Annotated in this window: 12 protein-coding genes; 9 read left to right on the top strand and 3 right to left on the bottom strand. The window is 41.4% G+C overall.

The window, feature by feature from the left end:
* Positions 1–243: 243 nt before the first annotated feature.
* The 4 genes from ACIQYG_RS12020 to ACIQYG_RS12005 all read left to right on the top strand — a co-directional run bounded on the left by ACIQYG_RS12020 (position 244) and on the right by ACIQYG_RS12005 (position 3,505).
* Positions 244–1,350 carry a DNA sulfur modification protein DndB gene (locus tag ACIQYG_RS12020; RefSeq protein WP_402838249.1) on the top strand — a complete coding sequence of 369 codons (1,107 nt, stop codon included), beginning with the start codon at positions 244–246 and terminating at the stop codon, positions 1,348–1,350.
* A complete protein-coding gene (locus tag ACIQYG_RS12015; RefSeq protein ID WP_402838247.1) occupies positions 1,337–2,368 on the top strand; it encodes a DNA sulfur modification protein DndB in 1,032 nt (343 codons plus the stop codon). The genes ACIQYG_RS12020 and ACIQYG_RS12015 overlap by 14 nt, the downstream gene beginning before the upstream one ends.
* A 155-nt stretch (positions 2,369–2,523) precedes the next feature.
* A complete protein-coding gene (locus tag ACIQYG_RS12010) occupies positions 2,524–3,084 on the top strand; it encodes a competence protein ComK (protein WP_402838244.1) in 561 nt (186 codons plus the stop codon).
* Between the two features lie 151 nt (positions 3,085–3,235).
* On the top strand, positions 3,236–3,505 hold the full coding sequence (locus ACIQYG_RS12005) for an excalibur calcium-binding domain-containing protein (RefSeq protein WP_034304099.1): 270 nt from the start codon (positions 3,236–3,238) through the stop codon (positions 3,503–3,505).
* Between the two features lie 207 nt (positions 3,506–3,712).
* Here the strand turns inward: ACIQYG_RS12005 and ACIQYG_RS12000 are convergent, their stop codons facing one another.
* Entirely contained in the window at positions 3,713–3,976 is a 264-nt protein-coding gene (locus ACIQYG_RS12000; RefSeq protein ID WP_402838242.1) for a hypothetical protein, read from the bottom strand.
* A 434-nt stretch (positions 3,977–4,410) separates the two neighbouring features.
* Between ACIQYG_RS12000 and ACIQYG_RS11995 the strand changes: the two genes are divergently transcribed.
* The gene (locus ACIQYG_RS11995; RefSeq protein ID WP_402838241.1) at positions 4,411–5,724 is read left to right on the top strand and encodes an Nramp family divalent metal transporter; all 1,314 of its coding nucleotides are present in this window, start codon (positions 4,411–4,413) and stop codon (positions 5,722–5,724) included.
* A 97-nt stretch (positions 5,725–5,821) separates the two neighbouring features.
* Positions 5,822–6,799, top strand: coding sequence for a 2-hydroxyacid dehydrogenase (locus ACIQYG_RS11990; RefSeq protein WP_402838488.1), 978 nt, complete (start codon positions 5,822–5,824; stop codon positions 6,797–6,799).
* 361 nt (positions 6,800–7,160) lie between these two features.
* Here the strand turns inward: ACIQYG_RS11990 and aspA are convergent, their stop codons facing one another.
* A complete protein-coding gene (aspA, locus tag ACIQYG_RS11985) occupies positions 7,161–8,597 on the bottom strand; it encodes an aspartate ammonia-lyase (RefSeq protein ID WP_402838240.1) in 1,437 nt (478 codons plus the stop codon).
* A 21-nt stretch (positions 8,598–8,618) separates the two neighbouring features.
* Positions 8,619–9,890 carry a cation:dicarboxylate symporter family transporter gene (locus ACIQYG_RS11980; RefSeq protein WP_402838239.1) on the bottom strand — a complete coding sequence of 424 codons (1,272 nt, stop codon included), beginning with the start codon at positions 9,888–9,890 and terminating at the stop codon, positions 8,619–8,621.
* Positions 9,891–10,096: 206 nt separating this feature from the next.
* Between ACIQYG_RS11980 and ACIQYG_RS11975 the strand changes: the two genes are divergently transcribed.
* From ACIQYG_RS11975 to helD, 3 genes are all read left to right on the top strand, one after another.
* On the top strand, positions 10,097–11,371 hold the full coding sequence (locus tag ACIQYG_RS11975; RefSeq protein ID WP_402838237.1) for a HAMP domain-containing sensor histidine kinase: 1,275 nt from the start codon (positions 10,097–10,099) through the stop codon (positions 11,369–11,371).
* The gene (locus ACIQYG_RS11970; protein ID WP_402838235.1) at positions 11,368–12,282 is read left to right on the top strand and encodes a response regulator; all 915 of its coding nucleotides are present in this window, start codon (positions 11,368–11,370) and stop codon (positions 12,280–12,282) included. Before ACIQYG_RS11975 ends, ACIQYG_RS11970 begins: the two co-directional genes overlap by 4 nt.
* A gap of 408 nt (positions 12,283–12,690) precedes the next feature.
* Complete coding sequence (gene helD / locus ACIQYG_RS11965; protein ID WP_402838234.1) at positions 12,691–15,030, top strand: RNA polymerase recycling motor HelD; 2,340 nt, start codon at positions 12,691–12,693, stop codon at positions 15,028–15,030.
* Positions 15,031–15,055 lie beyond the last annotated feature (25 nt).

Genomic DNA, 15,055 nt, shown 5'->3' with positions numbered 1-15,055 from the left:
TTATATGGATTTTGGCTGTTTGTTCTCTAAATGGACACAAAATAACAAGAAAATAGCGATTTAGAGTAGCAAATTTAAAACGGAAATTAGAGAGTATAGCCCTTTGATGAGATTTTGTAAAGAGTTAGCCAATCAAACAGGTAAAACAGTCACAAAAGGGAACGAATTTTGAAAGAGGCAAAACTAGAGCGGTTTTACAAAAAAAGCATAAAATAGGATAATGGTCGCAGAGAGGTGAAATGAATGACATATCAAGAAATGAAAGTGACGATAGCCGGAAACAGCCTTACCCAATTCGGGAAAAGAATATTAATCTCGCAGATTCAATTCTCGACATTGGAGGCGATATTCGAAGTAGATGAGGCGGTTCAAAGAAAGCTCGATCTCAATCGAAGGACTGAAATCAGGGAGTTCATCATCGATTCTGTATCGGAAGGTGACTTTTACTTTTCCCCATTCATCTTCTCGAGCAGGGGAGCGATCAAAGAAGTGCCCGTGGGCGGGGAACTGCCACCAGGAAGTAAAATATACATACTTGACGGTCAGCACAGGACCTACGCCCTCATTTCAGCCATCAGTCACTTAAGGGCACGGAAGGAAACGGAAGAGGAGATCGGTAACTTTTCCGAAGCGGCAAAGCTCCAAAATCAAATTGATAAGTTAAAGACCTATCCAGTCACGATTCAAATCTATTTAAACCTGGAAACGCATGAAGAAAGACAGCTATTCAATGATATTAATACGAAGCGAAAAGAGCCGCATAACGGTTTGGTGATGAAGTATGATCAGCGCGATGAATATGCAGAGCTAACACGGAACATTGCCAGGAAATTAGAAAGTAAGATGGAGATGGAAGCCACACTATCGAGGATTACCGTAAGCTGTACGGCGCTGACTACGCTGACGATCATGAGGCGCTGCCTCATCGCTTTATTTGAAGGAAACGTCACCGCGAAAACGGGAAAAGCCAATTATGGTGATATGACCAAAGCCGAAATCATCAACACCGCGACCGCGTTTTTCGAGTCATGGCTGGAAATCTTTCCGAAGAAGATGACAGATAGGGCCACATTCACATCCGGCTATTCCGGCATTCAAATAGCCCTTGCCCAAACAATCCACCAACTCCACAAACATCATGAAATCCCCTATGAAAAAGCAATAGATCATATGCTGCATTTGAAGAAAGCCTGTACTTGGAAGCATGATGATGCCCTTTATTCACACATCTACGACCCCTTGAAAAAAAGAGTCAAAAACCATTCGACTACAAACGCCATCCAGAAAACCGCTCTCGCGTTCAAACGAAAAATAGAGCAAGAAGGAGGATGGCTGCATGATTCTAAATGAATTGGACCGGAAAAGAAGGACGATGGTTACCTGCTCAATCATCGAACTGGTCGATATGTATCGCAATGGTCAGATCGCCACGAGGGAAATCAACCAGCTGCGGGTCCGGTCGATCAAAAACTATCTTTTGGACAATGCATTAACAAAAAATATCTACCTGCCGCCGCTTGTTGCCAACAGCAGGGAAGGAACCGCCCCTAATGGAGATCCTGCCAAATTATCGATCATCGACGGAACACAACGAATAGCGGCCTTCGCCCAATTGGAGGACAGTATCCTTAAGGCGTTAAAGAAGGATGAAGAAAAAGTGAAACAAGCATACGAACTGGATTCACTCATGAAGGACAGCTCGATTGCGATCCAAGTATTTGATGGGCTAACAAGAGCTGAAGAATCCCAGCTCTACCTGGATCTCAATCTAAAAGGCAAGAAAGTGGCCCTTTCCAAACGGATTTCATTCGACTCGAGAAACAACCTCAACGTCATTACCAATCAGGTGCTCCATACCCATCAATCGCTAAAAACAGCCGGTGTCGAACTTGAAAAGCGTTCCATCAATCGTCCAGCCAATAAAAACCTGCTATCGCTATCGCAATTGAGGCAGGTCATCGGCATCTTCATGACTGGGAAGGCACACGTAAACATCGAAGAGAAAGTATCACAAAGTCCGCTTTCGAACAGTGAATACATCACACTCATTCATCTATATCTTAATGAACTATTCGACATATACCCGGCAGAACGAATGGGGGATTACACAAAATGCATGCTTGCCAGTTACCCGCTTTTCATTGCCGTTGCCCTTTATGTCAATGACAAAATGGAAAACCAGCATATCGAACAAAGGCAACAGCTGATTGCCAAGAGAATGTCAAAATTGAAAGAGGTGGACTGGAGCCCTGATAATCCCGTTTGGAAAGAGTTTAAAGGAACATACAAAGGGCGGCCGCCATTATTTCATCTAAGCAAAGATAAAAACAATATCGAAGAGCTAGTACGCTGGCTGTATAGCTGTTGAGGAGGTGAGGGGAAATGTGATATTGAAAAAGAGAAAAACCCCTAGGTGAGGACGTCCTGGAAGACAATCACCTAAGGGCTTGCGAGCAGGAGTATACCTGCCACTATGTCCAGTATACTCCATAAAAAGGAATAGTGAAATGGGGAGTGAATGGAATGATGATACGAAAAAACTATTTATTGAATATGGAAACGGTAGGAATGATGGAGCGTTACGATGCCAATGGTGTCGAGATGACTACGGTTGTGGAGGGAGAAAACACATTCCATGTTATGCAACCGCGCCAGGAAATCCTGAATAACACGTTAAACCACTTTGGATTGGATCTGGATGGCGGACTTGCAGCAGCCAAATCCGTGCTGGGCGGTAAATACAGACTGCCCGTCTGTATAAACGCCCAACTGGGGATGGTCTGGTTCTCCTCCCGCTCATTCCGGAAAAGAGGAGGCGTCTGGTTTTCCTACATCCATATTCGTGACTTAGAGGAAATGAACGAAAAGGAAACGCTGGTTCATACAAACTACGGACATTGCCTTCCAGTATCATTAAGCAAAAATCAGCTCGCCTTCAAAAGGGACCAAGCATCCTATCTGCATACAACATTCCATGAACGCTCATTGGGTAAAAAGACCTTTTATTACGAACCGGGAAGCGGAATCACCTTTTGCAAAGAACCTGGGGAGGTCCATTACAGGGTGAAAGGGAATGAAATATGAGAGGAAGACCGCTGAATTGGCGGTCTTTTCTAATGAGTAGATAAAGTGAGAGCGGGTTTTATTTAAAATATAGAAAAATAGTTATTGTAAAATATGGAATGATACATTATGATTAGTAAAAAGTTAATATTTAGGAAAGGGAGTACATATTTTGAAACGAATATTTGCTATTTTACTATCTTTTGGACTAGTTTTAGGTCTCTCGTTTGGCGCAAATGACGTTGCCAGTGCCAAAACAAAGGTGAAGACGTATAAAAACTGTACAGCATTGAATAAAGACTACAAAGGAGGCGTAGCTCGAACATCTTCCGTTAAAAATAAAGGAGGAAAAACGAAATACAAGCCTCACGTTTCAAAGGCGCTTTATGATGCCAATAAAAAAAGCGATCGCGACAAAGACTTTATCGCTTGTGAAAAATAAGGATTATTCAAAGAGACCTTTTATAGGAAGGTCTCTTTAATTTGTAGATAAAAGGTGTTCCATCTGAATTATTAATCAAAGTTGATTGGAGCGGGTGTGAGAGACTCCTGCGGAAAGCGAGTGCCTGGAGAGGAAAGTTGATTTTTGTACAAAACTAAAAAAACGGAAGCTAAAGCCTAAACAGGTCTTTAGCTTTTTTCTCGTGGTTTATCTTTCAAACCGTCCAAAATGTGTATTTTCCCGATTTATAAGTGCATCCCCAAGATTGATTCTGCTCATAAGTCTTTCATGGTCCGAAGGAAAACGTTCTTTAACATTTGCAACACCCTCTGTTGTTGGGATATTACCATTAGGCATAGGACGTTCTTCTCTTTGAAACCCGTGGTTCAAACTATCACTATTTGTAGGGTCTCTACGTGCATCAAGGTTCCCGGCATTGTTATTTGGATCATTGTTATTATCTTGTGGCATATCTTTCACTCCTTCGCTTTTATTATCCGCTGATGGCAGTAATCTATTCGCACGCTGTACTTATCCTTTATTTATCCTGTTTTCCCTAATTTGCAGCAACGCCAATTTCTCTTGAATCGTCAACAAGTACGAAAGGTCTTTTTTATGCTTTTAAAAAAACTTCAAAATATTATGATTGACTTACATTTTAATTTGTCTTACAATTTCAATGTAAATAGTCGAAACATTCAATTAAATGGGAGGAGAACTTTTTTTAGAGCTGATTCACCTCAACATGAAGCATGACAACATACTGCGCGTTAACTTTATGTCAATTCCAGAAATGACATAAAGCTCTTCATAATTTCAATATCTGTTTGTCCAGAGTTATCAAAGTATTAATGCTTTAGAAAAAATGAAAGCGAATACATACTCTTTGGAATGGAGTGAATAACTTGAAAAATCAATCAAATCTTGCTGAATCTACTGTGATTGTTCCGGAGGTCGTAAGTAAGAAACCAAATTTCATCACGAAGTTTAAAACATCCTATGGTCCGGGAATCCTTGCCGTGTTAACGTGGCTTGGAGCCGGGGATCTGGTGACGTCTTCTGTTGCCGGGGCGGATTATGGATATAGTTTAATGTGGATTTTAGCTCTGTCATTAATTCTTCGTTTTCTTATCGTTAATGTTATCGCCCGGTTCCAGCTTTGTAACAAAGAGGGGTTAACCATACTTGAAGGGTATGGACGCATTCACCCATTTTTCGGTTACTTCATGTTTGGTTATGCGTTAATCATGGGTCATCTTTTTAATGCGTATATGATTAAGGGAGCGGGAGAGGTTTTATCGACGCTATTCCAAGTTAATCAGCCATTCTTAGCTTCAATGGTAGTTGTGGGATTAGTTTTTATGCTTATTGGCAGGAACATTTATAATAGAATTGAAAGTGTAATGAAAGTGCTTTTGGCATTATTGACCATTGCTTTCTTGTTCCTGGCCATTCAAGCTTCACCGGATGTGGGGCAAATCATTAAAGGAACAGTTGGTTTTAGCATTCCAAGTGATACTGGCGTCCATGGAGCATTATTGGTAGCGATTTCAATTATCGGTGCAGTGGCAGGCTCGATTTCGAACTTTGTTCATCCATATTTCATGAAGGAAAAGGGCTGGACTAAACCGAGTCATCTAAAGATCCAAAGAAATGATTTGCTGTTTGCCATCGGAGTTTGCATCGTGATAAATTTGGCCATTTGGGTGGTTGGGGCAGAAATTTTAAAACCGAATGGAATTCATGTCGAAACGATTGATGACTTGGCAATGGCATTACAAATGTCGTTAGGACAATTTGGCTGGTACATTTTCTATCTTGGTGTTTTTGGCGTATTATTCGCGAGTGTAGTAGGCAAGTCAACTGGTTTCCCAAGATTGATTGTTGATGCCTTTTACGTAATAAATAAGGAGCGCCGCGAAAAGTACAATGGTAAATATGAAAAAGATCCAATGTATAAATGGGTTATGATTTTTGTATTGGTCACGCCAATCATTTGGTCCATTCCCGGCATGCCTGGTTTCATTGCATTGACAATTGGCGTTAATGCAATAAATATAATCGGTTTTCCGGTAATCGCCATTGGCATGCTGGTGCTATCAAATAAAAAAAGCTTGATGGGAAAATATAAAAACAATTGGTTCGAAAATATCATTCTAACTTTAGCTTCCGTTTTAGCTGTTTGGTCCGCCGTTCAATTAGCTACTACCTTTTTTTAAATAATGGTAGATTATAGATAGAGGCATAAAACATAAAGATTATGTCGACATTCGATCCCTACGGGGTCCTACTTTATTGGAAGTTGAGGTATCCATGATGAAACCGAAAGTAATTGTCTATAAGAAAGTGGATCAAAAAGTGTTGGATCATATTCAAGAGACTTGTGATGTCGTTTATTTTGAGGGTCTTGATTCACAAAACTATCCTGAATTTCTTCAAGAGCTGAAGAACGCACAAGGTATATTAGGTTCAGGATTAAAAGTGGATAAAACTTTACTGGATCAAGCACCGCAATTAAAAATCGTCTGTAATTCATCGGTTGGTTACGACAATTTGGATGTAACGGAGCTGGCCAATCGAGGAATCATGGCTACGAACACTCCCGAGGTATTGAATGAGACAGTCGCTGATACGATTATGGGCTTGATGCTGTCCACAGCGAGAAGAATGCCCGAGTTGGATCAAATGGTAAAGTCAGGGCAATGGACATCGAATATCGGAGAAAAATCGTTTGGGTTGGACGTCCATCATAAAGTATTAGGCATTATCGGCATGGGGGGAATCGGATCTGCCGTTTCAAAAAGGGCCCGTTTTGGATTCGATATGAACATCTTATATCACAACAGATCCAGAAACGAAGAAGCAGAACAAAAGTATGGAGCCACATACTGTTCTCTGGAAGATCTGTTAAAGCAATCTGATTTTGTCTGCTTGATGACACCGCTGACTCCCCAAACTGAAAAGATGATGGGGAAAAAGGAATTCAAGCTCATGAAAGAGTCTGCCATCTTCATCAATTGTTCAAGAGGGAAAACAGTGGATGAGGAAGCCTTGATCGATGCGCTAAAAACCGGGGAAATTCACGCGGCAGGACTGGATGTCTTTGTACAGGAGCCCATCCAGGAAGACAACTCGCTGCTTTCCATGAAGAATGTCGTCACTTTGCCTCATATCGGTTCCGCAACATATGAAACCCGCCTGAAAATGGCGATGCTGGCCGCAACCAACCTTGTCGCCGGATTACAGGGTGAAACTCCGCCTACCTTGATCAAAGCCGGGGTTAAGGTAAAGTGATCTTTAATGAATTACGCTGGATAGCCTTTTTTGGGGCTATCCATTTTTTTAGTTAAGGTTTATTATTTTTACTCATCCTGCAAAACAAACAAGCCCTCTCTATAAAGGAGGGCTTTCAGGCTGACAAACTTGTTAATATTGATTTCCACTCCAGGCACTCGCTTTCCGCGGGTGGTCCGGGAGCCTCCTCGGCGCTGCCTGCGGGTCTCCCTTGGACGCACTATTCCCGCAGGAGTCTCGCACCTTCCGTTTCATCACTTTTGTTTTAAAATTAGAAGCCCTCTCTATAAAGGAGGGCTTTTATATTACTTCCCAGACTTTTGTTATTCATCAACCACATTTGCCATTCCAGCAAAGGAAATTACGATCTATCAAACAGTTCAGCCCCGGAAATACCTGGGTTTGTCATCTCGTAAGGATTTAAAATGAGATCAAGCTCTTCCTCTGTTAACACATCATACTGCAGGCATAGTTCGCGTACTGATTTTCCTTTTAAAATGGCTTCCCGTGCGATACGCGCTGCCACTTCATATCCAATATGCGGATTAACGGCAGTGATAATCCCTACGCTTTTTTCCACATTCTCTTTTAGACGGTCTTCGTTTGCTTCAATATCTGCCAGACAGTAGTCTGTAAAGGCACGGAATGCATTGTTCATAATGCTGATGGATTGAAGCAAATTGAACACAAGCACAGGTTCCATCACGTTCAGTTCAAGCTGACCCGCTTCAGATGCCAGGCAAATGGTATGGTCATTGCCAATAACCTGGAACGCTACTTGATTGATCATTTCAGGCATGACCGGATTGACTTTTCCCGGCATGATGGATGAACCTGGCTGACGCGCCGGCAAGTTAATTTCCGCAAGGCCCGCACGGGGGCCTGAAGCCATTAAACGTAGGTCGTTGGCGATTTTGGACATATTCATCATGCATATTTTCAATGCAGCAGAGACTTCTGTATAAGCGTCTGTATTTTGTGTCGCATCAACAAGATGCTCTGCCCCAACAAGCGGAAGCCCGCTAATATCCGCCAAATGTTCAACCACACTTTCGATGTAGCGAGGGTCTGCATTTAATCCTGTTCCCACAGCTGTTGCACCCATATTTATCTCATATAAATGCTGGCGTGATTGTTGAATGCGTTTAATATCACGCTCTAGTACACGGCTATATGCTTCAAACTCTTGACCAAGACGGATGGGCACTGCATCTTGAAGATGTGTCCGTCCCATTTTAATCACATGGTCAAATTGTTGGGCCTTTTTCCTAAAGATAGTAAGCATATATTCCATCGTATTTAATAACTTTTCGAGTGAAAGAAGAGTGGCGATATGAATCGAACTCGGGAACACATCGTTTGTTGATTGTGACATGTTCACATGGCTATTTGGACTTAATTGAACATAGTCCCCTTTCTCTTTTCCAAGCAATTCGAGGGCACGGTTAGCAATGACTTCGTTTGCGTTCATATTCATTGATGTACCTGCACCGCCCTGGATGGGATCCACGATAAAATGATCATGCCATTTGCCTTCGATTACTTCGTCTGCTGCCTGAATGATCATTTTACCAAGACCATCGTACAAACGTTTAGTATCCATATTTGCTAAAGCCGCCGCTTTTTTCACGATAGCCATCGCTTTAATCAATTCTTCATGAATGCGATAGCCTGTAATCGGAAAGTTTTCGACTGCACGCAATGTTTGGATACCATAGTATGCATGCACTGGTACTTGTTTTGATCCCAAGAAGTCTTTCTCAATACGTTCGTCATGATTTATTTGGATTGTTGACATTGTGTTTCCTCCTTTATAAGTTTATGCCACTTCTGATTGTTTAATTGAATCAACGTAATGATTTGCTTTTTCCTGGTCAAATTCCCCTTCCCACTTCGACATGACAATCGCCGCCAATGAGTTCCCCATGACATTTACCGCTGATCTTCCCATATCCAAAATTCGGTCGATACCGGCAATGAACGCAACACCTTCCACCGGCAGTCCCATAGAACCAAGTGTTGTTAAAACAACAACAAATGACGCACCCGGAACGCCAGCCATTCCTTTTGACGTTAACATCAATACTAGTAACAAAGTAATCTGTTGTGTAATGGATAGATCAATACCATACATTTGTGCCACGAAAAGTGAAGCAAGTGCTTGGTAAATCGATGAGCCGTCCAGATTAAACGTATAGCCTGTTGGAATAACAAAAGAAGTAATGGACTTCGGGCAGCCAAACTTCTCCATTTTGTCCATAAGCCTTGGTAATACCGACTCTGAACTTGCTGTTGTAAATGCCAAAATCAACTCATCCTTTAACACTTTCAGGATTACAAAAATGCTTGTCCCAGACATTTTCGCTATGATTCCAAGAATGACGAACACAAAGAATACCATCGTCACATAAACAGCAATTACTAAGTTCCCTAAAGGAATTAACGTTGCAACACCAAATTTTGCAACGGTTACACCAATGAGTGCAAACACACCAAAGGGGGCAAATTTCATGACTACATTCGTCACCCAAAACATTACTTCCAACACACCTTCAAAGAATCCAAGAATAGGCTTTCCCTTTTCGCCTATCGCAGCCACACCTAAGCCGAATAAAACAGAAAAGAAGATAATCGGTAATAAATCCGCTTGAGCCATTGATTCAAATACATTTTGAGGAACAATATGAGAAATCGTTTCTCCAAAGCCACTGCTTCCAGCCGTCTTGGTTGTTTCTTCATATTTTGAAATATCACTTTTTTCAAGATCGCTTGTATCTAAACCAGACCCTGGATGGAACAAGTTTGCCGAAAGCAATCCAATAACAATGGCAATTGTGGTGACAATCTCAAAATAAAGAAGAGTCTTCCCGCCTAATTTTCCTAGTTTTTTAAGATCGCCGACTCCCGCTATGGAGACTACTAATGCAGCCATGACGATTGGGATGACAATCATTTTAATTAAATGAATGAAAATATCCCCGATAGGTACCAAAATGGCCATGACTGTTTCATTACCATGGAATAAAGCACCGACAATGATACCTAGTACAAGTGCAACAAAAATTTGAGTAGCTAAGCCAAACTTTTTCATTTAAACTCCTCCTAGGATGGTCGTTTGATTGTTAACGCTTTCAATTTTTAGATTATTTCAAGTTTATGATCATCCTACTGGAACCTACTGAATCCTACTGATACTTACAAGGGCCAGAAAAAATAATAATTTCAGTCAAAACCCTTCTCACTTTTTTACCTTTTCATGTGTTATGTTTTTACTATAGTGACTGGGGAGGGACCGTATTGAAAAAGAGTATAAGGATATTACTATTGATTATGATTGCGGTGCCTCTTGCGGGCGAATTCAAGTTTTATCCGTTCGATGATACATTCAGAGTCAGTTTGGGAACCCCCGTCTTCTTCTTGTTTTTACTATGGGGGAGAGGGATCCACCCGATTATTGCAGGTATAGTGACGGGAATGAGTGTGTTTTTTTTCCGTTTTTCAATGGCTGTCGGGATACGGGACATATCCGTTGAGGATGCGATGTACCTTCATGTTCCCGCCTTTTTCTATTACTTCATTTACGCGTTGGCATTTCATAAAACGAAATTGAACGAACGGCACGATCAGCCGTTTATGATCGGGCTTTTAGGGGTATTGATCGAGCTTTTTGCAAGTGTATCGGAGATGACGATCCGATCCATCCTAGCGAATCAGGATACCCCCTTGATAGCCATTGACCAACTTGTATTAATCGCCTTTATTCGAAGCTTTTTCGTTCTCGGCTTTTTTAATATATTAAAGTTGAGAGAAGCAAAATCCGCAGAAGCGGAGCAGCGCATGCAAAAGGAACAAATGCTGCTTTTCATTTCAAGTTTGTATGAGGAATCGGTTCAACTGAAGAAAACGATGCAAAATGCGGAAGAAATCACCCGCACTTGTTATGACTTTTACCGTCGGTTAAAATCGGAGGGGACTAATGGAAGCGATGCACAAACTGCGTTGCAGATTGCCGGTCTCGTGCATGAAATCAAAAAAGATAACCAGCGGATTTATGCGGGGTTGTCGAAACTCATGTCATCCGAAAACCTGCAGGAATATATGAAGATCGAAGACCTTGGTAACATCATGATCGTGTCCAATAGACGATATGCAGAGTCCCTTCGCAAAGTTATTACATTTTCCTTGCATATAGATGGTGACCATCCCCCCTATCATGTATTTATGGTATTATCATTAATAAATAATTTATTGGCTAATGCAGTGGAAGCCATTGAAGAAGAAGGATACGTATCACTGCATGTGAAAAGGAAAGATCAATTCGTGGAGTTTTGCATCTGTGATAATGGTCCGGGCATTGCACCGAAGCAGAAGGAAATCATTTTTACCGCAGGATATACAAAGAAATTCGATGCGGCGGGAAACCCTTCGACGGGAATAGGTTTATCGTATGTGAAACAAACTGTTGAAAAATTCGGAGGACATATCAGGCTAATGGATAACTACCATAAAGAAACCGTATTCATCGTAGAACTTCCGATTGATGCTATTATGGGGAAAGGGTTAACGAGATGAATTATTTCATTATAGATGACGATCCTGCCATTCGAGGAATGCTGACAGAGATAATTGAAGACGAAGATTTAGGCAAAGTGGTGGGAGAAGCAGAAGATGGAGCTTTAGTGAATAATGGCTTGCTGTTTTTAAAAAAAGCAGACGTTGTCTTAATCGATTTGCTCATGCCAATAAGGGACGGAATTGAAACGATCAGGTCTCTTGCTGATGGATTTCAAGGAAAGTTTGTGATGATTTCGCAAGTGGAATCGAAAGAACTGATTGGGGAGGCGTATAGATTAGGAGCGGAATACTACATTACAAAACCGCTGAACCAAGTAGAAATTTCATGCATATTAAACAATGTGAACGAGCGAATACTGGTGGATCAATCGATCCAGGGCATTCAAAAGTCGTTGAACGTGTTTACGGGCCGCCCGAAGTCTTCGAAACCCTTTCATACTAAAAATATCATGGAAGCCGGACGTTCCTTAATTTCTGATTTAGGTATGATTGGCGAAGGGGGAAGCGAGGATTTACTAAACATTTTAGGATTCCTCCAAAATGAAAAGCAAAGACTCGGTCCTGCCTACACGTTTCCATATTTAAAGGAGATTTTTGCTGGGATTGCAGCTGAAAAGCTGGGAGATCAAGCGAAAGAGGCCGAAATCCAGAAAGAAATGAAAGCTTCTGAGCAGCGTGTCCGCCGCGCTCTTAACCAGGCACTTATCCATATCGCTTCATTAGGATTGACGGATTATATGAATCCAAAATTCGAAGCCTATTCATCCACATTTTTTGATTTCTCGGAAGTCCGCAAAAAAATGCTGGAGCTAGAAGACAAAAGCAAAAAAGTAAGCAGCCAGAGCCGCAATAATATGAAAAAGTTTATCCAAGTGCTGTTTATGGAAGCAAGGCAGATGATAAAATGATAAACCACGAACACAAGTTGAATAGATTGAAGATTCACAAAAAACTTTTTATATTTTTCAATGGAAGAAACATAAAGACAAATCCGTTCATATGGGATTTGTCTTTATCGCTATTTTCTCAGTATTTTTTATGACTTTGTTTGCTTTCAAATATGTAGTCATAAAAATAACCAGTCAAGCTATTGCTTAACTGGTTACTGACTTTACATGTTAAATCAGAATATAAAATGACGATCCATTATGGCAACTGTTGTGCAATATACATTGATATCATACGGAAATTATGATAAATTAGTATAGAAACACATTTTATAATAATCGAAAACAGTTTACCCCTTAATATAAGTATAAGGTAAAACTCACCTCTAGTCAACCCCCATTTTCTCATTTTTTAAAGGAGTGTCTGATATGAACAATGAAATTCGGCAGGAGCAAGAACGTTTGGATGAGGTGATTGATACAATTGCGAAACAAATCAGCAAAATAGAAGGAGAAACTTCAAAGCGTAAAAAAGAAGTTGTTAATATCCGTAAACACTTTTGGGATGACCTTAAGGTTAATATGGATACTTTCGATGATTACCTCGAGACGATCATTGGCTTAAGGCAGCAAGCTCAAGACTTGTCGGTAAGCGAAGGCGCACATAGATATGCCTTCAAGAGATTGTCGACACTGCGCCGCATGCAGGAAGTGCCTTATTTCGGCCGGATTGATATCACTGAAGAAGGGTCTTCCCTTACGGAACAAATTTATATTGGGACCTCCACCCTTACTGATGCAACAGGAGAAAACTTCATTATCTACGATTGGAGGGCCCCGATTTCGAGTGTTTATTATGACTATCCTCCCGGTCCTGTAGAATACTCCACTCCCGGAGGCGTAATTCGAGGGATGCTGGAGAACAAGTGGCAATACACCATCAAGGGAGGCGTTATCGAATCAATGTTTGATACGAGTCTCACCATTGGGGATGAGATACTGCAGCAGGTACTGGGCAAGGGAACGGATAAGCATATGCACAGTATAGTGTCCACCATTCAACGGGAGCAAAATAGGATCATCCGGAATGATCGCGGACGTCTGCTCATTGTTCAAGGTGCCGCTGGCAGCGGCAAGACATCAGCTGCCCTCCAACGGATCGCTTACTTGCTCTATAAGAATCGCGAAAGGCTAAACGCCGATCAAATCATTCTATTTTCTCCTAACTCCATGTTTAATAACTACGTATCCAATGTTTTACCCGAACTTGGCGAAGAGAATATGCAGCAGGTAACATTCCAGGAATACCTGGATCATCGTCTGACTGACTCGTTTCAAGTTGAGGATCCTTATGAGCAATTAGAATTTTTGCTGACTGCAGCGGATGATCCTTCCTATAGCACCAGGACAGCGAGTATCCAATTTAAGGCATCAATACGCTTCTTTGAGATCATCAAGACATACAGACAATCACTGGAGCAATCTGGAATGATCTTTAGAGGGTTAAAGTTCCGAGGGGAAACGCTCGTCTCCGCCAAACAAATCTCGGAAAGATTTTATAACACGGACACCACACTAAAATTTCACAATAGGATTGAAAAATTGAAAGAGTGGTTATGTGAGTTACTTGATGAAAGGGAAAAGTTTGAGTTGAAACAACCTTGGGTCCAGGAGGAGATCGAGTATCTTAGCAAAGAAGACTACCAAAAGGTATACACTTACTTAGAGAAAAAACGGGGCCATAATGAAGATTCCTTTGACGATTATGAGCTAGAGAATAAAATGCTTGCGCGTATGATTGTTCGAAAGAAATTAAAGACATTACGCAAACGGATAAAAGCACTTCATTTTATCAATATTAAGGGAATATACAAGCAACTTTTTGACGAACAAACACGGATCGAACTGTGGAATGAAGGTGAATCACCTGCCGAAAGGGAAATTTGCTTATCAACGCAAACAATGCTGGACGAAGGTAAACTGTATTACGAAGACGCGACTCCTTTTTTGCTGCTGAAGGAGTTAATTCAAGGGTTTCAGACGAATACTTCAATAAAATACGTGCTTGTTGACGAAGCACAAGATTATTCTCCATTTCAATTCGAGTTTTTGAAACGATTATTTCCTTCTGCAAGGATGACCGTGCTCGGTGACTTTAACCAGGCAATATTCGCTCATGCCAGCGAACGGGTGGATTTCCAGACTCTCACCAGTTTATACGGAATAGGTGAAACCGAGAGCATAACCTTGGATCAAAGCTACAGATCCACAAAGCAGATTATAGAATTCACACGTGAACTAATTCCTGAAGGCCATCGAATTAAGGCATTCAATCGTGAAGGCGATAAGCCTGTACTCACTCAAGTGTCCAGCCGTGATGAACTGCACGACAGAATCATGTCTAAAGTCAAAGACTTTCAAAGCCGTGAGTACAATACAATCGCAATAATCTGTAAATCTGCTGCCGAAAGTGCCGCCGCATACGATGCCCTAAGTGTCCACGGTGAAATTAAACTCGTGCAGAAAGGCACAAATGAATATGAACAGGGTGTAGTTGTCATTCCCGCTTATTTGGCCAAAGGCATCGAATTCGATGCTGTCATCATTTATGATGCATCCATGCAAACATACGGCGATGAGAGCCTGCGCAGATTGTTCTATACGGCATGTACCAGGGCTATGCATGACTTGCAGATTTATACGGTTGGCGAACCCAGCCCCTTCTTGCAAAACGATGCAACGGATCGTTTACTTCCGACCTTGAAATAACATAGGGGGACTGTTCAGGTTTATC

This window comes from Peribacillus sp. NPDC096622, from assembly GCF_044762665.1.
GTDB lineage: Bacteria > Bacillota > Bacilli > Bacillales > DSM-1321 > Peribacillus > Peribacillus frigoritolerans_B.
The sequence above is the reverse complement of the archived record's forward strand: the minus strand, read 5'-3'. Positions and strand labels throughout refer to the sequence as shown.